Genomic DNA, 25,232 nt, shown 5'->3' with positions numbered 1-25,232 from the left:
AATATTTGTTTTCGCACCTTTCAATTTTTAATATATGATCTGATTGTAGGATTTCAAGAAATAAATTTTAAATTAGATTGAGAATGTTTTACTTATTGCATAATAATTGCAACTATTCCTAGCGACTGCTATTCTAAAGACAAATAGAATTAACTTAAATTTATTATGTCTCAGCCTGAAATTAAATATTTAAAAGACTATAAACCAAGTAATTATCTTATAAATGAAACTCATCTAACATTTAATTTGGATGAGTCAAAAACAATTGTAACAGCAGATTTACATATTACTAAAAATCCAGCTAATAATGACAGCAACTCGTTAATTTTAGATGGTGAAGATTTAAAATTACTATCAATTAAAATAGATAATAAAGATTTATCAAAATCTGATTTTGATGTAAATAATAATCAATTAACTATCCATGAAGCACCTGAAAAATTTATTCTAAACACTGTAGTTGAGATTAATCCATCTGCAAATACCTCTTTAGAAGGATTATATAAATCAGGAGATGTATTTTGTACACAATGTGAGGCCACTGGTTTTAGAAAAATCACGTACTATCTAGATAGACCTGATGTAATGTCTTCTTATACTGTTAAAATTATCGCTAATAAACAAAAATATCCTGTTATTTTATCTAATGGAGATAAAGTTGATTCTGGAGATATTTCAGATACTTTACATTTTGCTACATGGAAAGATCCTTTTAAGAAACCTTGTTATCTATTTGCTTTAGTGGCTGGAGATTTAGCTAGTATTAAAGATACTTTTACTACTAAATCAAATCGTAAGGTTAATCTTGAGATCTATGCATTTAAACAAGATATTGATAAATGTCACTACGCAATGCAAGCTGTAAAAGATTCAATGAAGTGGGATGAAGAAAGATTTAACCTAGAGTATGATCTTGATACATTTATGATTGTAGCTGTACCTGATTTTAATGCTGGTGCAATGGAAAATAAAGGCTTAAATATTTTTAATACTAAATACATCATGGCTAGTGATAAAACAGCTACAGATAAGGATTTTGAATTAGTTCAAAGCGTTGTGGGTCATGAATATTTTCATAATTGGACAGGTGATAGGGTTACATGTCGTGATTGGTTTCAGCTAAGCTTAAAAGAGGGTTTAACCGTATTTAGAGATCAAGAATTTACTTCTGATTTAAACTCAAGAGATGTTAAACGTATAGATGATGTACGTATTATTAGAAGTGCTCAGTTTGCTGAAGATGCTAGTCCTATGTCTCATCCTATCCGTCCTGAGTCATACATTGAGATGAATAATTTCTACACTGTAACGGTTTATCATAAAGGTGCTGAGATTATTAGAATGATTCATACCTTATTAGGTGAAGAAGGTTTCCAAAAAGGTATGAAACTATATTTTGAAAGATATGATGGTAAGGCTGTTACTTGTGATGATTTTGTAAATGCTATGGCAGATGCTAATAATCGTGATTTTAGCTTATTTAAGAGATGGTATGCTCAGTCTGGTACGCCAAAAATTAAAGTTACTGAGAACTATGATATAGAAAGTCAAACTTACAGTTTAACACTAGAGCAAACTACTCAACCAACAGCCGATCAAAAAGAAAAACAAGCTCTTCATATACCTGTTAAAATGGGACTTATCACTCCAAAGGGTGAAAATATAGTAGAGCAGGTTATTGAGCTTAAAGAACAAAAACAGACTTATACTTTTGAGAATATTTCAGCAAAGCCAGTAGTTTCATTGTTTAGAGATTTTTCGGCACCTGTGAAGGTTGAGCATAAGCGTACTGAAAACGAACTATTACATATTGTCAAATACGATAATAATGCCTTTAATCGTTGGGATTCTTTACAGCAGTTAGCTACAAATATGATTTTAGCTAAATCTGATGTAAGTGATGAATTTTTGAATGCTTTTAAATCAATCTTACATGATAAAGATTTAGATAAAGCTTTAATTAGTGATGCTCTACTAATACCAAGTGAATCTACAATTGCTGAATCAATGCCTGTGATTGCGGTTGATGATATTGTTTTATCACGCAAAAAAGTTGTAAATCAGTTAGCAGATAAACTAAAAGATGACTGGCTAGCTATATATCAAAAATGTAATGATGATAAGCCATATAGCCTATCAGCTGAGCAAATAGCAAAAAGAAAGCTAAAAAGCGTATGTTTAAGTTATCTAATGAATGCTAATGACCAAAGTCAAGGTACTGAGTTAGCGCAACAATTATTTGAAAATGCTGATAATATGACCGATCAACAATCAGCATTTTCAGCATTGTTGAAATCTAACGATCAACAAGTTCGTGATAATGCTATCAATGAGTTTTATAACCGTTGGAAGCATGAAGATTTAGTTGTAAATAAATGGCTAGTATCTCAAGCTCAAATCTCTCATGAGTCAGCTTTAGATATAGTTAAAGGTTTAGTTAATCATCCTGCATATAACTTTAAAAACCCTAATAAAGTTTACTCGCTTATAGGTGGTTTTGGTGCTAATTTCTCACAATATCATCGTAAGGATGGTTTAGGATATGCTTTTATGGCTGATACAGTGTTAGAGCTTGATAAAATCAACCATCAGGTTGCAGCTAGAATGGCTCGTAATCTAATGAGTTGGAAGCGTTATGATAGTGCTAGACAAGCATTGATGAAAAAAGAACTTGAAAGAATCAAAGTATCAAACCCAAGTAAAAATGTCTTTGAAATCGTTAGTAAGAGTTTAGAGTTGTAGTTTTTTGTATATCTATTATCAAACTACTTTCTTAAAATGAATTATTAGATTATTTTTTTATAGGTAATCATTTCTTTTTTTAAATAAAATCAGGAGGGATATTAAAAATACTCTCTAATTTAGTTATTAAATTTTTATAAATTTGATTTGTTTTGCTTAAACTTATATCTAATACATTGTTATTTTTTTCTAAAAAAATCTTTAAGTCATCAACTTTTTTTATCTCATAATGTAAATCAAGCAATAATTCTTGGGAATATATTTCATGGTAAAAATTATCATCATTAATATATTTTTTAATTATATTAGTAACCAGAGATATTTCATTAATATCATTAATATGCTTTATCACGTTATGTTTTTCTGAAAAATGTGCGAATGATAATATTCGTAGAATTTTTAATGCTGCATATTCTTTATTATTATTTTGACTCATTAAGTTAGTTAATTCTTGACATAAACATATTAGATCATTATCAGAGAAATAATTAGATACATTAGTCCAAAAAGTACGTTGATACTCTAAATATTTTGCTATATGTTTACTATATTCTAATACCATAATAGCAATTTTGTTAAAATAAAACTCCTGATGACTATTGCTGGACACTACTTTTACTAAATTATAAAATGAGACTGCTTTACATAAAGATATAGTTCCTTTTTGCTCTTCATTTTTTACAAAAAAATAATCGTCCATTTTTTCTTTAGTAGAAGTGTCAAAAACTCCTTGCAATAACTCTTTCTTAGTAATTTTAGAGTAAGTATTAATTTGATTAAGAAGATTATCTATATAAGAAAAAGATATTTTCTGAATCAATATATTATCATTTAATCTTACAAATTGATTTATATATTTATTATCCACTTTTTTTGATATATATGCTTTAAAAGCTCCATTAAGATACATCCCTGAATCAAACTTATCTGCTTGTTTAAGTGCTTCAAGAAGTTCTATGTCTTCATCTTTATTTTCTTCATTATATTTACGTTTAAATAATTCAAAATCTTTCATAATATGCTGAATATTAGGGTACTTAAACAATATTTCATGTGAATCTAAATAGTTCTTAAATTGATCTTTTAGTTTTAAATATTTATAGCAACTCTTTATATCATATATTTCGGTTATATCTTTTGTAATTTCAATATGAGTTGTTATTAAATCTATAATCTCACATGAATTTTCTTGTTTGTATATATTTGATAAGATTTTCGTAAGATTTCTTAGATTGATAGGATTGCCCTTAATTTCATCAGAGAATAAACCTATAAACCTTATAAGGGAGTCTTTATTACTTTCTAATTTATTTATTAATAATTGTACTTTTTCCTTAATTTCAGATCTATCACTACTTATATATTTCACAATTGTATTATTAAGCACGCTTATTATTGACCCTAACAAAATCTGCTTTTCTAATGTTATTTCTATAGGATTATAATCAACTAATTTTTCTAAATATTCTGAGATAGTTTGTTGTTTAATTTTAATGTTTGTGATGTTACAAGCTATAACGACTCTATTCTTTTGCTTCAATTTTTCTATAATTCCAATAAAATCACCTACTAAATTTTCATTACTAGGAAACCTCTCTAGGTCATCTATAAATATTAATTTATTTTCAGGAAGTTTGTCTTCCCAGTTAGATAGTATATACCCTGATAATAAACCATTTAAAGATATCCATCTGTTAATAAAGCTAAAGTTAACTAATTTTGTTATAAATTCTTCTCTGCTATATGAAAAGCAACTTAGTCTTAATGGCTCTATTTCACCAGTATACTCTGGTATGTGTTCTTTAATATATTCCTTATCAAAATAGTATGTTTTTCCACTACCCCAGTCACCTAAAATTATTTCACAGCCATAGTATTCTTTCTTTAAACTCTTATTATTACAGATATATTTTTCTACATGGTATATTAAGTCTGTTATGAAGAAAAAAGCTATTAAAGATACAATTATGCTCCCTGTAATATCTATTAGACTTGTATGAAAATGTGATATCAAAATAAAAAATACTATTACACTTAGTATAAATGTAAGAATAAATATATGACATTTACAATATAGATATTTCCTTAATGCTTTACATATATCATTAAATCGAGATTCGCAGTTATTCATGTTTTTTATTTTCCTAATTGTATTAATGGTTTTATAATAAAAGTATCTAATATCTGTGACTTTCTATCAGCTTTTACAACCTCATAATCAATCTTATAACAAAACAATCAATAAAGAAAACTGAGGTTAAGTTTATAAAAGATGGAAGAGGATATAAGAGTTTATTATTTTTTTAGTGAATTATTATCATTCTTATCTAAATAATCATAATTATAGCTATAACAAACATCATTAAAATATATATCATTTGTAAATGTTTATGTGAAAATAATGCTGTTACTTTAACACCAATATTTACACCTATTAGGCTTGGTATAATTCCTGCAAAAACAATAATTAAGTTTAGATAACCAATACAGTATGGTGGTAAATTAGATGCGTGTAAGCCAAAAGCTATAAAGAAAATAGTCATTACTAAGCTTATAAAAAAAGTAATAACTGTAGATGTGCCAATAGCTTTGCGAATATCTAAACCACATTTTGTGAGTAAAGGAACAAAAAACACTGATATACCTGAAAGCATAGTACACATTCCAGCAATAAAAGCGCTTGTTATTTTTAATATTAATGGAGCTTGCCAGATTTTTAGTGAGGTTTTTGTTTTACGCCACATCCATATAGCCATAACTATAAGAAGGATAGCAAAAATAGTTTTTAGATTACTACTTTTTATTAGAGTTACTAAAAATACGCCAAAAACTCCTCCTAGAAGTATGCTAATAAGAGCCCAGCGCAAAGTGTTATAACAAATTTGTTTGTATTTATGTTGTTTAATGGTCGCAAGTAAACCAACTAAAACACCAGAGCTAACAGCACAAGCAATGGCTACCTGCATTAAATGATCATACGCTGGATAATAGTAATCCAAAAGTAGATAAAACCCCGGTACATTAATAAGTCCTGAACCACCACCAAAAACACCTGAGATAAAGCCTGAGAAGATTGTTATTAAAAAGATAAGAGTGATAAATAAAAGTAAGTTCAATGTCTGTATTTCCTCATTATTGTATAAGAAGAAGTTATAGTCAATCCGACTGTATTGTGTAATATTATGCAGTCATCCTGAACTTGATTCAGGATCTCTTCACTTTGGCTTGGAGATTCCGGATCAAGTCCGGAATGACAGGTTTTATTTTACTTGAGTCATTCGGATTAATTATAATTCTATTTATTGATGAATGTTTAAACAATATTTTTATTGCAACTAAAGAATTTATATAACTAATTAGTTTACAAAATATAAAAAGATTAAATTTTAAGAAAAATATAATATCTAGCTTGCACTAGGAGCACATCCAGGAATATTATGATAAGTAGAAGAGTTTGGAGATAAAGCTCCTATTGTCTGTTTGCCATCTGAGACAGAAACATAATATTTAAATTCATTATTTGATGTAGAACCTGTACAGTGTCGCCAAACAGCACCTGTCACAACTTTTTCAAAAGCATCTCTAGGAACTTCAGATGTGATTTTATATGTATATACACCATCTTTAGGGCCAGAGATTTTCGTAACAGTTGAATTTGTTATATTACTAGTAGCTATTGCTCCACATCCAGTCCATGTATCCTTCTTAGAAGATATATATTGGCAATGAGATCCATTATTTGTGGACATAGGAGATAGATTAACATTATAAGTTTTTATCTCATCAGGAGTATTTTTTGTTGTAAAAGTAGCTGTTAATTTACAAGTTTTAACTTTTTTAGGATCTTTAGGTATTGTTTTACAAGTTTCTAAAGAACCAGAAGTAACAGCTGGAGTATCTACATTTATACTAGGACGAGGAGCTTTTCCAGGGTTAGTCTTAGGATATCCTTGCATATCATTAATAGTTACAGAAATGGTGCTACCACTAGTTACATTACTAGTAAGAGTACCATCCTGAGCTAAGAAATCATCAAAAGCAAACGTATATACTATAGGATATTTTTTATTAGCACTTGATGTTGATGGTGTACATTCTTTTTTAGTAGCACTATCATAGCAAATTGAATGTATTACTTTAGAGTATTGGCTAAACCAAGGACCTTTATCTTTTAATTGACCATTTGCAGAATTATCTTTATATAAGATATCTTTGTTATCATTAACAAGTTTATTTAAAGATGACTTACTTATCGCTGTATCTTCTATTTTTGAGTTTGATACAGGTAATAACCCAGCAGAGAAAAGAGCTGATAAGCCTTCTGCTATTAGACCTTTAGCAGGATGATTATCTTGGATAGTATCAACTGTTGTATAAACTTTTGGTAATATATTGTTATTATCAAAAGGCCATTGTCCAGGACTAAAGAAGTCAAATGAACTAACGTAATCCATAGGAATATATTCATCTTGTAATTTAGCTTGATCACCTTTTGTAGGAGCTTTACATTTTGATAAGTCACTTAAGTCACTACAAACTTTTGGAATAAACTTCCAACAACTACTACTGTTTGCATAATCTCCATATATTGGCTTACCTTGTCCATCATAGCTAGTTATTTGTTTACTACATTTTGCATTACTTGATATACCATCAGCAAAATATACTACATTTTTAAAAATAGCTGTTTGTGGATACTTTGTACCACTATATAACTGGCTTACATCAAAGGCTAGTTTATGTTTACTCGCACTTTCATAATAGCTAATTAAGTTTTGTAAATAAAAAGAAGATCCACTAGGTGTTTTTATAGAATCTAGTAAGTAACTAGATCCGGTAACAGCGGGTTTATTTGCCATATTTTTTAAAGAACCAAGAGAATTGTCAGCTCCTGTAGAAGTAGCTATTCCTGAAGGACTAATAATACGTATTGTAGATCCAGAACTATCGAATATTAAATCTTTCCATGTGTCTAAATTGCCTGAAGAAACTCCTTTTGTGAAGTTTGCAGTTGCTTGATCCATAATCTCTTTACGACTCATTCCTAAAGGATATCCTGATTCTGTTAGATCTGTAGCTTTTATAGGTTTAGGATTTTGCATAGTTAAAGGTATACTAAAGAAGTCTACACTCGTAGGATCTATATATAATACACCTTGATCATTATAAGTAAGCTCAAATTTATCGTATACAACTTGAGACATATAGTAATTGCTATCGCTAGAAGATTTACTATAGAAAGGAGCATTTGTTGCAACGCCACCTAAAGGATGTCCAACAGAAACATAAACTCTTCCTGAAATAAAAGGTTTTGGAATTTTTATAGTAAAGTCACCAGAATTGCCAATACTTTTTCCATAATCTTGGAAATAAGCTTTAGCTAATAAAGGACCTTTCGTTAAGCTTCCATCATCGCCAACTTTATATATATTTGTACCATCTACAACAGTTATATAAGTATCTTCTGAGACATTAGAGTTATTTACTATTTTTAAAGGATACGTAGTAACTTTAGTAGTTTTAGCTTTTGATTGAATTGTTTCAGAAGGCTTTTGAACAGAAGCTAAATTTATTTGTTCTGCTTGGCTTTGTTCTTTTGGTTGGGAGTAATCATTTTTAAAGTTTTCTGAGTTTGTTGAGGTTTGATTTTTATGGTTTGATCCACAAGATGATAAGAGTGTTGCAGATATTGCAACGGTTAATCCTAAAGGTATTTTTTTCATAAATGCTCCTTATGATTGTGTCATATAAAAAAATATATGTGTTTTCAGTTTAGCATATTAAGTAAAAGATTTTCTTAAATTATGTAACAGTTTATAATAAATTATTGAAAACAAATTTTTTTGAAAAATGTCGATATCTATAATAGGAAGCGCTAATAGAGACCTTGTTGTAAAGGTTGATGAGCTTGCACAAAAAGGTCAAACAATTATAAGTCAAGATTATGAAGAGTTTTGTGGAGGTAAGGGTGCAAACCAAGCTGTAGCAGCAAGAAGACTTGGAGAAAATGTAAGCTTTATAACAAATCTTGGTAAAGATAGCTTTGGTGATAGACTTTTAGAATTTTATAAAGAAGTTGGCTTTGATATTTCAACGATAAACCAGGATTCTAACAGTAATACAGGGTTAGCTTTTATTTCTGTAGATAAAATGGGTCAGAATATTATCAATGTTGTAATGGGAGCTAATGCTAAATTAGATGAAAAAGTGATAGATAGACATATCCAAAAAATACAGTCTTCGAAAGTTATTCTAACACAGTTAGAAACACCACTAGAAACAATTGAATACTTAGCAAATAGGGTGACAAAAGATCAGATTTTTATACTAAATCCTGCTCCCGCTAGAGAACTACCAGAAGAGTTATTACAAAAAGTCGATATATTAACACCAAATGAGACAGAAGCATCTATTCTTTCAGGTGTAGAGGTTAAAGATATTGAAACAGCTAAACAAGCAGCAAAAGAGCTACACAACAAGGGTGTAAAAATTGTGATAGTAACGTTAGGTGAGAAAGGTGCTTTATTATCAAAGAATGCTCAAGATCAAAAAGTTTTTGCTACTAGAAAAGTTGATGTAGTTGATACAACAGCAGCAGGAGATACTTTTAATGGTGTTTTAGCTTTTTGCTTAGATAAAGGTTTTGCTATAGAAAAATCTATAGAAATAGCAAATACAGCTTCAGCATTAGCTGTAACTGTAGAAGGAGCAGAAAATTCAGCACCAACTTTAGATAAATTAAATACTTATTTAGAACAAAAAATATAATAAATGGAGATTTAAAATGGTTGTATTACACTCATATGGTGTTGCAGTATTCTTTTGTATAGTGACTATGCTATGTTGGGGATCATGGGCAAATACACAAAAGCTTTCGACAAAAGAATGGCCTTTTCAACAGTACTATTGGGATTATGCATTAGGAATTTTGATAGTTTCTTTGATATTAGCGATAACTATGGGAAGTTTTGGTTCAGAAGGTAGATCGTTCTTTAGTGATATATCTCAAGCATCACCAGCGAGCTTTTTCTATGCCTTTATGGGAGGTGTAGTTTTTAATCTAGCTAATATTCTTCTTGTTGCAGCAATTGATATAGCTGGAATGTCTGTGGCATTTCCATTAGCTATAGGTTTAGCTCTGGTTATAGGTGTTATTACAAACTATATAGCAACTCCATTGGGTCAACCTATAGTGTTATTTTTAGGTGTCTTAAGTGTGTTTGCAGCAATAATAATAGATGCCGTTATATATAAGCGTATTTCTGATAATAAAAACAAAAATATGCTAAAAGGATTTATAGTTTCGATAATCTCGGGTATTTTGATGGGCTTTTTCTATCCGTTGGTTATAAAGTCAATATCTAGTAATTTTGTAACTCCTCAAGCAGGTTTAATGACTCCTTATACAGCTAGTTTTATATTTGCATTAGGAATTTTTATATCAAACTTTGTTATCAATGGTTGGATGATTAAATTCCCTATTTCTGGTAAAAAGCTTAAGTTTAAAGATTATTTCTCACAAGGAACTCCATGGTTACATATTATAGGTATTTTAGGTGGTGTAATTTGGGGAATAGGATCTTGTTTGAACTTTATAGCTTCAGGTATTGCTGGACCTTCTATTTCTTATGGATTAGGTCAGGGAGCAACAATGATAGCAGCATTCTGGGGAGTATTTATTTGGAAAGAATTTGCCAAAGCACCAAAAGGTACAAATAAGCTGATTCTTTTGATGTTTATAACATATATATTAGGTTTAACTTTAATTGTTTTAGCTAGGAATATTTAAAAGTTAGAAACTTCTAAATACATTAACAACTCTACCAATAATTTCGGCTTCAGAAGGTTGCTTTATTTCATCATTATTTTGAAAATCTGAATTAAGAGGCATTAAACACAGTTTTCCATCCTCTATATATACAAGTTTAACAGTAGCACCATCTGAGTTTTTAGCGACTATAACTTTTCCAACTAGATTCATAATATTTATATCATTAGGATCAACAATAATAGTTTCTCCCTCATCTAGAGAATACTTAGCATATTTCTTATCAAGTTTTTGTTTATCACTATAGTCGTAGTTCATACTATTACCTTTAACTTCTAATAAGAAACCATTTTTAGGTATCATGTTAACAGGTAGGTTTATATATCTTATAGGGTCTATTTCATCAGATGATTGAGTAAATTCACCAGCTTGAACATATGATAATACAGGTGCTTTGATAGACATATTATCTGTATCTGATTCCTCTATACCTAATATTTTCATTACCTCTAAATGCGTATCATAAGCAGGAGAATTAACACCTGCAACCCAATGCTTAATAGTTCTTTCACTTTTACCTAATATTTCAGCTAGTTCTTTTTGCTTCATTCCTATCTTTTTAAGAGTAGGTTTTAGATCTATAGAATACTTAAACATAAATAACAACGTATTTTGGGTTTTATATAATTATAAGATTATTATTTGAAGCAATCAATAATGTAATTATAAAAAAGTGCAATTAATATTCACTTTAGCAAAAAATGTGATATATTTTAGATGTAAGGTGAAAAAATAAGGCACTAAAAAACAAGGAAAGCAAAATTAAATTATTCAAAAGTTCTTTGATTAAGTTATTTTCTAGGCTTAAAGAGTAATTTATAGAAGAGGAGTTACTTATGCGTAAATATTGTATAATTCAAGAGAATAATAAAGTAAAGAAATTATTATCAATAATAAAAACTCATTATAAAGCTGAGTATGGAGATTCTTTAATACAAGAAGTTAATCTTAGTCATGTAATTAACAAAATTTATAATGAAGATATAAAAAAGTTAGTTAAAGATCTTTGGCAAGATTTAGAGCTTAAACTAGGATATGAAATAAGACTGTTAGAAGTTAATAGTAAAGTTAGCATCCTACATAAGTTTAATAGAAGATCTAGAGACTTATGTTTTATAGTAAAGATCAGAGCAGATATAACATCAAAAGATATTATTGACTCTATATATAATGCTTCTGATTTCAAAGTAAAATTAAGAGCGATAGAAGTATAGTTTTTTAGTAGTTTTATTTATTAACAGTAAAAACGCTCACAAAACTTTTACCTTGAATATGATCACCAGTATCTGAAGTATTTTTTGTATTATCAGACTTTATATAGTTATCTAAGGATGCAGAATATATTTTAACTTTTGGTAATTTATTTATCACATTTGTAATCAATTCATTTTTAGCTTCATTAAAAGACATATATAAATTACCACAATTTATGTTATCTCCTTTAAACCATGGAGACTCTCGAGAGATTGATATTGCATAGATAAATGTTTTTGCATTATCTTTTTCTTCTACATATGGACCCATAAGTCTAAAATGATCTGCATATTCATTAAAATCTTTCTCAAATGTGAAAGGAACATCCTTTTGATTTGTGTTTGTAGGTGTTCCAGATAATTGAGGATATAATTTATTATCAAAATATACGCCATAACCACCGCTATGGTTTATAGAATCTGTATTTGAATATCCAAGCTTAGCAACCATATTGATTAGATAGTTATTTGCTTGTTTAGCATTTGTAAATCCATTTAACACAAAAATACTATTTATAGGCTCAACAGTATAGTTTTGAGGCTGAGATACTCCATTAATAATAAAGCTTTTTTCACCACGCCAATATACCCAAGCAGCAGCAATATTTTTTGGTAAGTCTTTTTTATCATAGCCTTTGGTATTTACCATCATCCATTTGCCAATAGATGGAAGCAATTTAGCCATACTGTTAGTTATAGGAGTGATTGTATATTCTTTATTAGTAGTTCTAAATGTAATACTATTTTTAGTAGGTTTTAGCTTGCTTTGAGAGTCATTTTTTATGTCTTTACTTTTCCAATTTGCAGTATCTTCTAGGTTTATCGGCTCAAAAGTCATACCACATGCTTTTAGATTATTACCAAAATGATTATTTGCATAACCAAGTGTAATAGATAGAATGAATAGCATCGATATAGTTAGTTTTTTCATTTTATAAGCTCCAATGGTTCTTTTTAAGTAATATAAATTATTATTTAAAAGCTTTTAATAAAAGGGTAGTTGTTGTTTTAACAAAATCATTCTCTTCTAAAATGTCTTTATCAAGCTCATATGAGCGCATAAATGGGGCTAGTGTTGCAGATGAAATAAATAAAAGAACATATTTAGCAGAAAAATCTTTTGATAACTGTCCCATTTCTTGGAAATATTTTATTTTCTCTTCTAATTGATCGAATGACGCGAAGTTTTCTTGGCTTTTAATTCCAGCTAAAGAAGAGTTTTTTTCTAAACGTTGCCAATCTAAGATTTTTAACATATCAGGATTGTTTGCATGAATTTTAAATCTTGATTCAACTAGTTTTTTCACAAAGCTATCAAAAGTATCTTGTTTGATACATTCATTTATAGAGGAAAAAGTCTCTTGATTTATCAAAGATTCCTTAACTGTTTTCCATAAATCAACTTTATTTGAGAAATAGTGATAGATTAAAGAGCTTTGTACATTAGCTTTTTTGGCAATATCTCTAATGGATGTGCCATTAAAACCATTTTCAAGAAATAAAGCTTTTGCTGATTTAATAATTTTTTTTAAAGTATTATTTGCCTTTGTTTCCATAGTTTTTGAAGTTTTAAATTCTAGCTTTTTAGAATTATATCAGAGAGTATATGCTACTTTCTATTGAACGATCGATCATGTGGTGTTATTATTATTGATCAGTTGTTCAATAATTTCAAGATTATAAGATTAATAGTTATGAGATTTGTTAGAAAAAAACCTTTAGGAACAAAAGCATTAACAGCTTTCTCGATCGCGATAGCTTGCGGGTATTTTTTTGGAGCTATGATGTTTACTCCATCACTACCTGCAATAGCAAACTATTTTGATACAAACTCTTCTTTAACTAGAATGACTGTCTCAAGTTTTTTTATTACAATGGCTTTGTCTCAGCTTATCTATGGTCCAGCATCTGATAAATATGGTAGAAAGCCAATTATATTGTTAGGAAGTATAATATTTGCTCTTGGATCATTATCATGTTTTGTATCACAATCGATTACTTTTTTAATTATAAGTAGAGCTATACAAGGTTTTGGTGTAGGAGCTTTAATTACTTTGGCAAAAACAGTTGTTCAAGATTCTTTTACAAAAGAGCAGTTTTTAAAAGTGGTTGCATGGATGAGTATATTTTTTTCAATGGCTCCAGCTATATCGCCAGTTATTGGAGGTTTTTTTCAAGTTCATTTTGGCTGGCAAGCTAGTTTTGTATTTATGTTTATTTTTGCAATTGTTTTGAGTATTTTTATTATTTTCTTATTTCCTGAAACAAATAAGGAAAAAAATCATAAAGCTATGCATATAAACCATTTAATCAGAAGCTATTTGACTATCACAAAAAATAAAATGTTTTGGACATATATGATTTTAAATATTTCAGCTTTATCTGGAGGAGTTATTTTTGATGTGATTGGGTCATTTATATTGATAGATGATTATCACTTGACCGCGGCAACATTTGGTATAATTTCGACTTTGTTAATGGTTGTAATGATTTTCTCACGTATTTTAATGTCAGCACTTATATCTTCAAATATAAAGAAAGAGATAATTTTATTATTAGGCTTATTTATGATGTCGAGCGCTTGTGTTGTATTAGGGATTTTATACTTATCAAATCTTATAAATTTAGTTAATCTTTTGATTCTTTTTGGATTATTTTGTTTAGGTTGTGGGTTTATTTTACCTATTTCATCTGCAAGTGCATTGAGTTTATTCGATAATATGAAAGGAATAGCAGGATCTTTTTATGGTTCTATACAGATGGGAGGAGTTTTTTTAGTAAGTATTATAGCTTCTAGTTTGCAGCCATCTATTGGGTTTATGTTAAGTATTTTAAGTATACTGTCTTTTATTAGTTTACTTATAGGTATTAAAACATTTTATAAACAGAGTGGTATATTTAATTTTAAGGATAAGACAACTCAGCTAATCTAATTTGGTTGGAGAATATTAATACTAATAGTTTTTTTCATAAGATATATTTAAAATATATAGATTAATAAGGATGTAGTAGGTTAGTTATGAAAACGCTAAATTTTGAAAAATTATACTCAGATTTTACAAGTATGTTTGATTTATGTAGATATACTGATGAATCTCTAGAGGAAGAAATTATTAGAAGGGTTAAAGAAGATAATATTACTCAAGGTATGTTTCTCTTTAGATTTAAGTTAGTGATATTTAAATTTGAAGTGGTTGATGATTCTATCGAGTATATTGGTTATGAGAAGTAAGCATAGATAATAATGTGACAGCTTTATATATTATTTTAGGAGTTTTATTTTTAATTTTTTTACCTCTATTATTTGTTATATTTCAACCTCTTATAGATTTGTATGATAAAACAGTAAAATTTTTATATAAAGATAGTTATGGTGATCCTTATAAAATGAAAGCTGGTGAATCTATTCAAAACTACAATAAAAGATTATCTGGATGTTATTGTCCTAGTTATCTTTCAAATAAAAGACCCACATTTACATTAAAAAGCTTTTGTCTCACATTCATTATAGTACTTTTACTGCTTAGATTTTTTTTTCATAATTTTATTTTCTTAAGCTGTAAAAGTTAATACCTGCGGTCATTCCCGCGTAGGCGGGAATCTCTCAAGTCGTTAGGAGATCCCCGTGTCAAGTACGAGGATGACAGTGTTTTTAGTTTATGTCTCTTACTTATGAATTTGAAGAATAGACCTCTTGCGAAATACTACTTCAGAGGCATTTTATTTCTAAGTAGGTATTTTCTTTTTAGAATCCGTTTTGTAAATTAACTATTCCAGCCACTAAATTAAACCTAAGATTAGCTTTTTTACCAAAACTTCTATAGGTTTCACCCAGTATACGAAACTTTTTAATTTCTGCAATTTTATGCTCAACATAAATCCTAATCTTACTAAGCCATTTATTATAATTCTTCTGCTCTATACTTAAAGAACCTCCTTTGGGCTTTTTATAGGGGAGTTTTACTTTAGTAGATTCATTTTGAATACCTTGGTAGCCATTGTCACAATATTTATCAACATCACGAGCTAATTTATCTGATTTTCTGCGAACAGTTATATCATGAACACTGCCTGGATAAACCTTCGAAACATTAACTATTTGACCTGCTTCACTGATAGCTATTTCTACTTTCTGTGTATGGCTTTTTTTCTTCCCTGAATAGTTAGCCTTTCTTCGTTTTAATTTCTTAGGTCTCTGGATTGGCTGTTCTGTTGCATCTATTAAAAGTCTTTCTACTTTTTGATTAGTCATGCTTCTATCTTTTTTTATATGTATTTCTTTAACTAGTAGTAACTCTACTCGTCTAATTAGGCGATTTACATTTGATTCATCTAATCCTATCAAGTAGCCTAAAAATTCTTGTGTCATATAGCAACGATAATATATTAAAACTAACAATAATCTATCTGCATGATTATCAACTTTTGGCTTTCTGCCAATCCTTGGAAATCCTTCATCTAAGGATTTTGAGGCATCGGTTAAGATTTTATTGAAATGTTTTAGTTTTAAACCTGTTAGTTTTCTAAATATTCTGGCTTTCTTTGACAATATTGCGTAGCTTATTTGCACTTTTATGGATCTCTTAAGCAATCTTTCTATATATATGGTGAATAATTAGTATTTCGCAAGAGGTCTAATGATTAAACATTGGTATTACAATAACTTACCGTAAAGGTGCAAGAATATATCATATAGAATTTTATGTTTTTATAATCAATCTGCTATAATTTCCATATCTTAAAATTTCAAAAATAATTTTCATGGCTGAAAAATATATATACTCAATGCATAGGGTTGGTAAAGTTGTACCACCTAACAAATATATCCTAAAAGATATTTCTTTATCTTTTTTTGATGGTGCAAAAATTGGTGTACTAGGTCTTAATGGTTCTGGTAAATCAACGCTACTTAAAATTATGGCTGGTCTTGATACTGAGATTGTTGGTGAAGCAGCTCCGCGTAAAGGTGTCAAAATAGGTTATTTACCACAAGAACCAAAATTAGATGAAACTAAAGATGTGCGTGGTAACGTTGAAGAAGCTCTTTCTCACTTAAAAGACATGCTTACTAGATTTGATGAAATCAGTATGAAATTCTGTGAGCCAATGTCTGATGATGAGATGGCGAAACTTCTTGAAGAACAAGGCGAGTTACAAAATGCTATAGATGCTGCTGGAGCATGGGAAATAGAGCGTAAATTAGAAGTTGCTGCAGAGGCACTTCGTCTACCAGCTTGGGATACTGATGTTACTAAACTATCTGGTGGTGAGGCACGTCGTGTTGCTTTATGTAAATTATTATTATCAGCTCCTGATATTTTACTTTTAGATGAACCTACTAACCATCTTGATGCTGAATCTGTTGCTTGGCTTGAGAAATTCTTAGCAGAGTATAAAGGAACTGTTGTAGCTGTTACGCATGATAGATATTTCTTAGATAATGTTGCTGAGTGGATTCTAGAGCTTGATCGTGGCGAGGGCATTCCTTTCAAAGGTAACTATACTGAGTGGTTAGAGCAAAAAGAGAAGCGTTTAGAAATGGAAGAAAAACGTGAAACTGCTCATCGTAAGGCTTTACAGCATGAATTAGAATGGGTTCGTCAAAATGCTAAAGGTCGTCAAGCAAAATCAAAAGCAAGACTTGCTAAGTTTGATGAGTTAAGTTCACAAGAGTTCCAAAAACGTAATGAAACTCAAGAGTTATATATTCCACCAGGAGAAAGACTTGGAAAAAATGTAATCAAGGTTAATGATATCGTTAAATCATTTGATGATAGATTGCTTATCGATCATCTAAATATGGAAGTTCCCGCAGGTTCTATCGTTGGTATAATTGGTGCTAACGGTGCTGGTAAATCAACTTATTTTAAAATGATAACAGGTCAAGAGACACCTGATAGTGGTAATATAGAGCTTGGTGAAACAGTTCATTTAGCTTATGTAGATCAATCTCGTGATGCTCTAGATGATAATAAAACAGTTTGGGAAGAGATTGCAGATGGCTTAGATGTAATCACTGTTGGTAAATATACAATTCCATCACGTCAGTACGTAGGTAGATTTAATTTCAAAGGTGCAGATCAGCAGAAATATATTTCTCAGTTATCTGGAGGTGAGAGAAATCGTGTTCATCTTGCTAAACTACTTAGAAGTGGTGGTAACGTTATCCTACTTGATGAACCTACAAACGATCTAGATGTCGAGACTTTAAGAGCACTTGAGGAGGCTATCTTAGCTTTCCCTGGATGTATTATGGTTATCTCGCATGATAGATGGTTCTTAAACCGTGTTGCTACACATATGCTTGCTTTTGAGGGTAACAGTGAAGTGATTTGGTTTGAAGGTAACTATGATGCTTATATCGAAGATAAGAAACGCCGTCTTGGTGACAAGTATGATGCTATTACGAAGATTAAATATAAAAAGATTTCTGTAGACTAATTTCAAAAATATCTAAACTTACTTATAAAATTATTAATAATTTTAGCTCCTGTTTTAACTTTTATAGAATTCTTTATATAAATCAAGGGAGAATCTCTTTATGAAAATACTTTTTTATTCTACAAAAAATATGATAAAGACTATTTTACAGCTCTAAAGAATAAGCATTCTTTAGAGTTTGTTGAATTTTGTTTGAGTAAACAAACGGCAAATATAGCTAAAGGCTACGATGCTGTTTGTATATTTGTTAATGACGTTTGTGATGCTGATATTATAGATAAACTATATAGTTTGGGTATTAAGGCCATTTTACTTAGATGTGCAGGGTTTAATAATGTAGATATTAATTATGCAAAAAAGCTAGGTATACAGGTTGCCAGAGTCCCAGCATATTCACCCTTTTCTGTAGCTGAGCATACATTAGCACTCCTATTATGCTTAAACCGTAAAATTCATAAAGCATATAATAGAGTTCGTGAGAGTAATTTTAATATAGAAGGGTTAGAAGGCTTTGATATTCACAAAAAGACAATAGGTATAATAGGTTTTGGTAATATTGGACAAGCATTTGCACAAATTTGCTCTGGTTTTGGGGGACAAATATTAGTCTATGATCCATATGTTGATAAGAAGAAAAGCCCACGTTATATAAGTTTGGTTGATGATAAGAAGGAGTTATTTGAAAAAGCTGATATTATAAGTCTTCACTGTCCATTAAATGATGATACTAAATACATTATTGATGAACATGCTTTAGATATAATAAAATCTTCGGCTTTTATTATAAACACTAGCCGTGGTGCTTTAGTTGATACTCAAGCAATTATTAAAGCGTTAAAATCAAAATCAATAGCTGGATTGGCTATTGATGTATATGAGTATGAAAAAGATTTATTTTTCAAAGATATGTCTAGTGAGATTATTAAAGATGATATTTTTGGAAGGTTATTAACTTTTTCCTAATGTTTTAATAACAGCTCATCAGGCATTTTTAACAAAAGAAGCTTTAGAAGGGATTGCAAATACGACTTTAAATAATGCATCTTTAATTGAAGAATCAAAAAGAGATTCTAATTTCGTTTAGGATTTTTTTTATTGTTGTATCTATAGCATCCTTTACAATATCAGAAAGTATCTCATCTTTTTCAAAGATTCTTTGACCCTCTACACCATAAAACTCAACATTACTAATATCCATTCCAATAGCATCAGCTAATGCTAAAGATGGAGCAACGCCAACACTATGTGAAGATAAAAAACCTCCAAAACTTAGAATATCTTTTGCTTTAAAGTAGAACTCTGTCCCGGGTGTAACTTTGGCATATACAGCATCTATAAGAATAACTTTGTCGTAGTTATTATCTAAATAAGTCAGTAAGTTTAATCCAGGTCTGTCAGCACTTTCTACAATTACATTTTGGATATTTTTTTCTTTTACAATTTCAGCAAGTTTATCTGCGACAAACCAACCAAATTGATCATCTGCAAACGGAGAGCCAATGCCAAGTATTAGAGTTTTTTGTTTCATTTTTTACCTTTTATGTATAAGTCATCCTGAAGTTGTTTCAGGATCTCAATATGATTTATACTTGTCGTGAGATGCTGAAATGAATTCAGCATGACGGGGTTATTTTAAGTTTGATTATTTTCTTTTTGAATAATTATTTGCAAATTTAAACATAAAAAACATACAGAAGATAGCAACTAAGCTAAATCCAATAATAGGAGAATTGTTACCGATAAAGTCTGTAATTAGATTAACTATTGTTATATTTGTATTTAGCAACCCTAGTAGTTCAACTAATGCGATAATATAAGCAGCAGCTACTACAATAGATAATATTATAATGTTATAACGATAAAATCTTTGTTCTTTTGTATTTATCTTCAAAACTTTTGACATTAATCCAGCATCGATAGAATCAACTATAATCATACCAAGAGCAAATGAGAAAGGTAGTAACATAACATACCAAATAGATAAGCCATTTAGCACATTAGCAGCAGCCATACCTAAAAGAGCAATCTCAGTAGCAGTATCAAAACCTAAACCAAATAGAAAGCCAACAAAATACATTTTATATGGTCTATCTATCACCTTTATTAAAGGTCTAAAAAACTTTGTTAATATTGAATTTGACGTGTGATCATGTGCAGAATAATTATTATTTTTTAGGAGATTCTTTAGAGATATAAGACTCATTGTTCCTGTTAGCAGGAGAAATATGGCTGATATAATAGTTCCAAAAAATGCGCCAATATCCAAAGCGCTAGTTTTTTCGATACTTGTAAAGCTAAAGCCGATAATTATTAGTAGAGTAAGCAAAAAGACAATTGTTGAATGACCTAGGGCAAAAAACAATCCAGTTTTAAAACTAGCTCTATTTTGAGTTATTAGTTGTCTAGTTACATTATCTATAGCTACTATATGATCTGCATCAAAACCATGTCTCAGGCCCAGCATAAAGGCAATACCAATCATACTAAGCATTTTGAGATCTTGAGCTGCTAGAAATAATAGTAATGCTAAGATTAGTAAAGAGAAAATGGTTATATTTTTTCTCATGATATTATCCTTGTATTTGATATAGTTTAATAATTACAGAAGCTCATACATAAAATCATTGTCATCCTCGTGCTTGACACGGGGATCTTTTGAATATTCTAGAGATTCCCACCTACGTGGGAATGACTGTAGGTATTAAATCAATAATTTACTAATGTATTTTGTCGTTAAAAAGTTAGATTGATTATAATATAAACTTATAAATCTTAATAACTTTAACAGAGCAAATTATTAAGCTAATTTTTATGTAGTGGCAGATCATTGATCTGCCAGTTATTTAGTATAATTACAGATAGACAGCACATTGTGCTGTCACTACAATAAATCATTATTTAATCTCTATCAATATTCAAAGTTAAGAAATGCGCAGAACAAGATATACAAGGATCATAGTTACGAATAACCATCTCTGCATGTAGTCTTATATCATCCTCTGGTTTATCTAAACCAAAGTTTTCTAGAGCCATGCGTAAGTCAGCTTCTATACAAGGTAGGTTTTGTGATGTAGGTGCTGAGATTCTGATTTTCTCAGCTAAGCCTTGATCATTAACCTTGATATGATCTATCTGAATGCCACGAGGAGCTTCTACAGCACCCCAAGCATCAGCAGCTTTAACTGTATAGTCAACACATGGAGTATCTGAATATGAGTAGTTCTCACAAACTTGCAATGCTCTTTCGATAGCCCAATATCCCTCAATAGCTCTAGCAACTACTGAATGGAACATATTTCTACTAGGCCATTTAACACCAGTAGCATGAGCCATCTGTTGAATATGTTTAGGTAGTTTGTCAAAGTTTAGGTTGATCCTAGAAAGAGGGCCTAAAAGTATAGGCTGACCATCAACAGTTGTAGAGTGAAGAGCTGTAGATTGCACAGCATGAAACTCTCTAAAATGATCATCATATTCACTAATATGGAATTTTTCACCATCACTAGTGATTACATCATCGCCAAACACAGGGTATTCAGTAGGGTGGGATAAACTTACCATCTTAAATGGAATAGTTGTATCTGGGAATGATAGTGTCGATACCCACTGAATTACATCTTTAGCTTCTTTTAGAGCATCTTTCAGTTTAGGGATTAATGCATGGACTTCTTTAACTAAAGGAGCTTTGTAGAATCCACCAACTTTCATACCATTAGGATGAACAGATCTACCACCTAGTAGTTTAAGAATATCATTACCTAGATGTTGTAGTTTAACACCACGTACAACTTCTTTAGGATAATCTTTTGCCATCTCGATAGCTGATCTATAGCCTAAAAAATCAGGTGCCGCTAATAAGTGCACATGTAAATAGTGTGACTCTATCCACTCACCTAAAAACATCAATAGACGCATATCATCTATCCACTGAGTTCTAGTAATATCAAAAGCAGTTTCATAAGCTCTTGAGAAGCCTGCTTGATATGCCAGAGGGCAAATACCACAAATACGTGCTACAGCATCAATAATAGCATTTGGCTCTCTACCTTCGAGGAATTTCTCAAAGTAACGTGGAGGCTCATAGATTCTTAGATCACATTTATCTATTTTGCCATCTTTAATTCTTAAATCTAAAGCACCTTCACCTTCAACACGGGCTAAAATAGGTACTTCTATAACTGTTTCTCTACTCATAACTATACTCCAGCCTTTTTAAATACATCATCTTGGCTACTGATAAATCTATATTTATCATGAATCTGTTTATCTGATAAGCCTAACTCTTTTAGTTTACGTGTCATTGCATCTAAGTTTGCATATTTTGATGCACCAAAGCAGCCATAGCAACCACGCCCTAGTTTTGGACATATTGCACCACAACCATCTGCAATTACAGGGCCTAAACATGGCTCACCTTTAGCTACCATTACACAAGTAACACCAGCATGCTTACAAGTTGTACAAACAGGGTCAACAACTTTCTCAGGTTCTACACCAAAGAGTAGCTGACGAATAGCTTTAAGTATTTGCTCTGTAGTTATAGGGCAACCAGATATCTCAAAATCAACATTTACATATTCTTTGATAGCTTTTGCTGTTGGTAGATCTTCATCTATGATTACTTGAGTCTCTTGCGGGTAAACAGCTTTTTGCCATTCTAGAAGTTCAGCATCATTTGTGAAGTTTCTTAGAGCCTGGATACCTCCAGCTACTGCACAAGCACCTATAGATATTACATATTTTGCTTTTTCTCTGATTTTTTCTAAACGATGAATATCATGATGAGTGTTTACACTACCTTCGATAAATGCAATATCTACTTCAGCAAATTCATCTAAAGGACCAGCTTCGGCAAAGTGAACAATATCAACCATCTCTGCAAGGGTAAGAAGTGATACAGCATCGTTAATTAGTGCTAGCTGACAACCATCGCATGAGCTAAACTTATGCACGGCTATTTTAGGGCGAGGAGCTAAATTTTTTAATTTATCTTGAGCGGACATAATTATACTCCTTTTATTTCTAATAGTTTCTTAACAGCTGGATAAGCGTATACAGCACCATCCTTACAGACAAACTCTTTACCCATTTGGCAATGACCACAGTGTCCGATAGCACATTTCATGCTACGCTCTAAGCTGACAAATATTTGCTCCTCTGGTACACCAACTTTAGCAAACTCTTTAGCAACATTTTTCATCATAATCTCAGGGCCAACACTCATTACATAAGTATTTGCATAATCAATGTCTAAATCTGGAATTGCTGCAGTTACAAAACCATCATACCACTTCCATGGACCATGAGGCTCGCCAGCTGTGGCGGCTAGAAGTACTTGTGTATTTGGCTGGTTATTCCAGTTTGTATATTTATCTTGGTAAATAAGTCCAGAAGTATCACGAATACCTTGTACGACATACACTTTGCCATAGCTATCTCTATCTTTCATAATCTCTTCTGTTGCTGCAACTAGAGGAGCATTACCAAGGCCTCCGGTCATGATTACAACATCTTTACCTTTAGCTTGTTCTACTGGCCAAGAGCTACCAAAAGGACCTCTGACACCGATAGTTTCACCAGTTTTTAGCTTGTTCATACCTTTAGTTATACGTCCAACTACTTGGATAGTATGCTCAAAGATATCATCAGCAAAATTTCTATCATTAACAATAGATATAGCTACCTCTCCAACACCATATAGATACAGCATATTAAACTGACCAGGGTGAAACTTATAATTTTTGCGTAACTCTTCATCTACAAAGCGTAAACGCAGGGTAAAAATATCATGATCATCTTGGATAAACTCAATTATCTCAGCTTCATGAGGTAAATAAGCATCTTGTGGGTATATCATAATTATTTCTCCTCACAAATAGCGTTAATTTCTTCTGTAACATCAATTTTTACAGGGCACCATGTGACACAACGACCACAACCAACACAGCCTTTAGTTTTAAACTGCTCTCTCCAAGTACCAAACTTGTGAGTTAGCCATTGGCGATATCTGTGTTTTGGCTCTTCACGGTATAGTTCACCATGAGTGTAGCTATGATCTAATCCAAAGCATGAGTCCCATTCACGCGTATGCTCACTTTCTTTACCATCTAAGCTCGGCTGCTCTTTTTCTGTATGGCAGAAGCAAGTAGGGCATGACTGCGTACAGCTACCACAAGATAGACATCTCTCTGCAACATCTTCCCACTGTGGATGATCATATGAGCTAGTTAGGGCTTTTTCTACTTGAGCTATTGGCGGTAGAGTTTTCTCTTGCATACCATACACAGCTTTTACTTTTTGTTCAGCTTGATATGTTTGAGCACCTGTTGCTGGCTCTAACTGTAGTGCTAATATTACTTGTCTACCTTTATCACTACCAGTCTCGATAACAAAACCATGATCAATCTCTGTCATAGCTAAATCAAAACCTTTGTCAGCTTCTGGCTTATCACCTAGAGCGATGCAGAAACAGTTACTATGTGCTGTAGTACAGTTTGCAGCTACGATAAACATAGCTTCTCTTCTAGCTTTATAGCGTACATCTTGATAGGCATTTTCAACAAATACTCTATCTTGAATTTCAATAGCTCTTAGATCACAAGGTCTAACACCTAGTACAGCATATTTTTTATTATTTAAACTTTGATTGAATGTTAGCTTACCATTCTCATCACGTGAAACTCTCCAGAGTGTTTCTTTCTCTTCAAAAAGCATCGGCTTAACAGATTGAACAGGTACGCTCCAACCAAAAGCTTTTTTTGCATCTGTTTTGATGACTTCATATTTTGCAGGCTCTTGTATATCTTCATAGCCCCATGGAAGTTCACTTGCATTATTTATATTGTCATAAACAATAGATTTATCTCTAACTGCTGGCGCCATAACTTCATAGCCTTGCCCTGAGAAGTAAGAAATCATCCTATCTAGATCATCATGTTTTAAGAAATAAAACTGACTCATGTTACTCT

Annotated in this window: 21 protein-coding genes; 8 read left to right on the top strand and 13 right to left on the bottom strand. The window is 31.0% G+C overall.

Features of this window, described 5'->3' with window-relative positions; translation table 11 throughout:
- Nucleotides 1-165: 165 nt before the first annotated feature.
- A complete protein-coding gene (pepN, locus tag F7310_RS10320; protein ID WP_072713485.1) occupies nt 166-2,742 on the top strand; it encodes an aminopeptidase N in 2,577 nt (858 codons plus the stop codon).
- Nucleotides 2,743-2,821: 79 nt separating this feature from the next.
- Here pepN and F7310_RS10315 read toward each other — a convergent pair whose 3' ends face one another.
- From F7310_RS10315 to F7310_RS10305, 3 genes are all read right to left on the bottom strand, one after another.
- Complete coding sequence (locus F7310_RS10315) at nt 2,822-4,756, bottom strand: hypothetical protein (protein WP_145951756.1); 1,935 nt, start codon at nt 4,754-4,756, stop codon at nt 2,822-2,824.
- 313 nt (nt 4,757-5,069) lie between these two features.
- On the bottom strand, nt 5,070-5,858 hold the full coding sequence (locus F7310_RS10310) for a sulfite exporter TauE/SafE family protein (protein WP_072713483.1): 789 nt from the start codon (nt 5,856-5,858) through the stop codon (nt 5,070-5,072).
- Between the two features lie 288 nt (nt 5,859-6,146).
- A complete protein-coding gene (locus tag F7310_RS10305; RefSeq protein WP_072713482.1) occupies nt 6,147-8,465 on the bottom strand; it encodes a beta-1,3-glucanase family protein in 2,319 nt (772 codons plus the stop codon).
- A 127-nt stretch (nt 8,466-8,592) separates the two neighbouring features.
- Between F7310_RS10305 and rbsK the strand changes: the two genes are divergently transcribed.
- Nucleotides 8,593-9,510 (top strand): ribokinase, encoded by a 918-nt coding sequence (gene rbsK, locus F7310_RS10300; RefSeq protein WP_072713481.1) that lies wholly within the window; start codon nt 8,593-8,595, stop codon nt 9,508-9,510.
- A gap of 16 nt (nt 9,511-9,526) precedes the next feature.
- Entirely contained in the window at nt 9,527-10,531 is a 1,005-nt protein-coding gene (locus F7310_RS10295) for a GRP family sugar transporter (protein ID WP_072713480.1), read from the top strand.
- 3 nt (nt 10,532-10,534) lie between these two features.
- On the opposite strand, the gene F7310_RS10290 is transcribed toward F7310_RS10295, so the two are convergent.
- On the bottom strand, nt 10,535-11,167 hold the full coding sequence (locus tag F7310_RS10290; RefSeq protein ID WP_072713479.1) for a LexA family protein: 633 nt from the start codon (nt 11,165-11,167) through the stop codon (nt 10,535-10,537).
- A gap of 239 nt (nt 11,168-11,406) precedes the next feature.
- On the opposite strand from F7310_RS10290, the gene F7310_RS10285 reads away from it, so the two are divergent.
- Nucleotides 11,407-11,784: a hypothetical protein gene (locus tag F7310_RS10285; protein ID WP_072713478.1), complete on the top strand. Its 378-nt coding sequence runs from the start codon at nt 11,407-11,409 to the stop codon at nt 11,782-11,784.
- Between the two features lie 13 nt (nt 11,785-11,797).
- Here the strand turns inward: F7310_RS10285 and F7310_RS10280 are convergent, their stop codons facing one another.
- Both F7310_RS10280 and F7310_RS10275 read right to left on the bottom strand, forming a co-directional pair.
- The gene (locus F7310_RS10280; protein WP_072713477.1) at nt 11,798-12,754 is read right to left on the bottom strand and encodes a hypothetical protein; all 957 of its coding nucleotides are present in this window, start codon (nt 12,752-12,754) and stop codon (nt 11,798-11,800) included.
- A 40-nt stretch (nt 12,755-12,794) separates the two neighbouring features.
- Nucleotides 12,795-13,379 carry a TetR/AcrR family transcriptional regulator gene (locus F7310_RS10275; RefSeq protein WP_072713476.1) on the bottom strand — a complete coding sequence of 195 codons (585 nt, stop codon included), beginning with the start codon at nt 13,377-13,379 and terminating at the stop codon, nt 12,795-12,797.
- A gap of 138 nt (nt 13,380-13,517) precedes the next feature.
- On the opposite strand from F7310_RS10275, the gene F7310_RS10270 reads away from it, so the two are divergent.
- Both F7310_RS10270 and F7310_RS10265 read left to right on the top strand, forming a co-directional pair.
- Nucleotides 13,518-14,756, top strand: coding sequence for a Bcr/CflA family efflux MFS transporter (locus F7310_RS10270; RefSeq protein WP_072713475.1), 1,239 nt, complete (start codon nt 13,518-13,520; stop codon nt 14,754-14,756).
- Between the two features lie 86 nt (nt 14,757-14,842).
- The gene (locus F7310_RS10265) at nt 14,843-15,055 is read left to right on the top strand and encodes a hypothetical protein (protein ID WP_072713474.1); all 213 of its coding nucleotides are present in this window, start codon (nt 14,843-14,845) and stop codon (nt 15,053-15,055) included.
- A 513-nt stretch (nt 15,056-15,568) separates the two neighbouring features.
- Here the strand turns inward: F7310_RS10265 and F7310_RS10255 are convergent.
- On the bottom strand, nt 15,569-16,393 hold the full coding sequence (locus F7310_RS10255; protein ID WP_072711046.1) for a transposase family protein: 825 nt from the start codon (nt 16,391-16,393) through the stop codon (nt 15,569-15,571).
- Between the two features lie 191 nt (nt 16,394-16,584).
- Here F7310_RS10255 and ettA point away from each other — a divergent pair, with 191 nt between their 5' ends.
- Nucleotides 16,585-18,264 (top strand): energy-dependent translational throttle protein EttA, encoded by a 1,680-nt coding sequence (gene ettA / locus F7310_RS10250; protein WP_072713472.1) that lies wholly within the window; start codon nt 16,585-16,587, stop codon nt 18,262-18,264.
- Between the two features lie 81 nt (nt 18,265-18,345).
- Complete coding sequence (locus F7310_RS10245; RefSeq protein WP_236939908.1) at nt 18,346-19,227, top strand: 2-hydroxyacid dehydrogenase; 882 nt, start codon at nt 18,346-18,348, stop codon at nt 19,225-19,227.
- Between the two features lie 94 nt (nt 19,228-19,321).
- On the opposite strand, the gene F7310_RS10240 is transcribed toward F7310_RS10245, so the two are convergent.
- The 6 genes from F7310_RS10240 to F7310_RS10215 all read right to left on the bottom strand — a co-directional run bounded on the left by F7310_RS10240 (nt 19,322) and on the right by F7310_RS10215 (nt 25,224).
- On the bottom strand, nt 19,322-19,792 hold the full coding sequence (locus F7310_RS10240; RefSeq protein WP_072713471.1) for a hydrogenase maturation protease: 471 nt from the start codon (nt 19,790-19,792) through the stop codon (nt 19,322-19,324).
- Between the two features lie 114 nt (nt 19,793-19,906).
- Nucleotides 19,907-20,830 (bottom strand): HoxN/HupN/NixA family nickel/cobalt transporter, encoded by a 924-nt coding sequence (locus tag F7310_RS10235; protein WP_072713470.1) that lies wholly within the window; start codon nt 20,828-20,830, stop codon nt 19,907-19,909.
- A gap of 332 nt (nt 20,831-21,162) precedes the next feature.
- Complete coding sequence (locus tag F7310_RS10230; protein ID WP_072713469.1) at nt 21,163-22,458, bottom strand: Ni/Fe hydrogenase subunit alpha; 1,296 nt, start codon at nt 22,456-22,458, stop codon at nt 21,163-21,165.
- Between the two features lie 2 nt (nt 22,459-22,460).
- The gene (locus F7310_RS10225; RefSeq protein ID WP_072713468.1) at nt 22,461-23,267 is read right to left on the bottom strand and encodes an NADH-quinone oxidoreductase subunit B family protein; all 807 of its coding nucleotides are present in this window, start codon (nt 23,265-23,267) and stop codon (nt 22,461-22,463) included.
- Between the two features lie 2 nt (nt 23,268-23,269).
- Nucleotides 23,270-24,121 (bottom strand): FAD/NAD(P)-binding protein, encoded by an 852-nt coding sequence (locus F7310_RS10220; protein ID WP_072713467.1) that lies wholly within the window; start codon nt 24,119-24,121, stop codon nt 23,270-23,272.
- A 2-nt stretch (nt 24,122-24,123) separates the two neighbouring features.
- Nucleotides 24,124-25,224, bottom strand: a complete 1,101-nt coding sequence (locus F7310_RS10215) for a 4Fe-4S dicluster domain-containing protein (RefSeq protein ID WP_072713466.1) — start codon at nt 25,222-25,224, stop codon at nt 24,124-24,126.
- Nucleotides 25,225-25,232 lie beyond the last annotated feature (8 nt).

It is taken from the genome of Francisella uliginis (genome assembly GCF_001895265.1).
GTDB lineage: Bacteria > Pseudomonadota > Gammaproteobacteria > Francisellales > Francisellaceae > Francisella > Francisella uliginis.
Note: the sequence above shows the minus strand (reverse complement) of the source record. Positions and strands in the feature narration are given on the sequence as shown.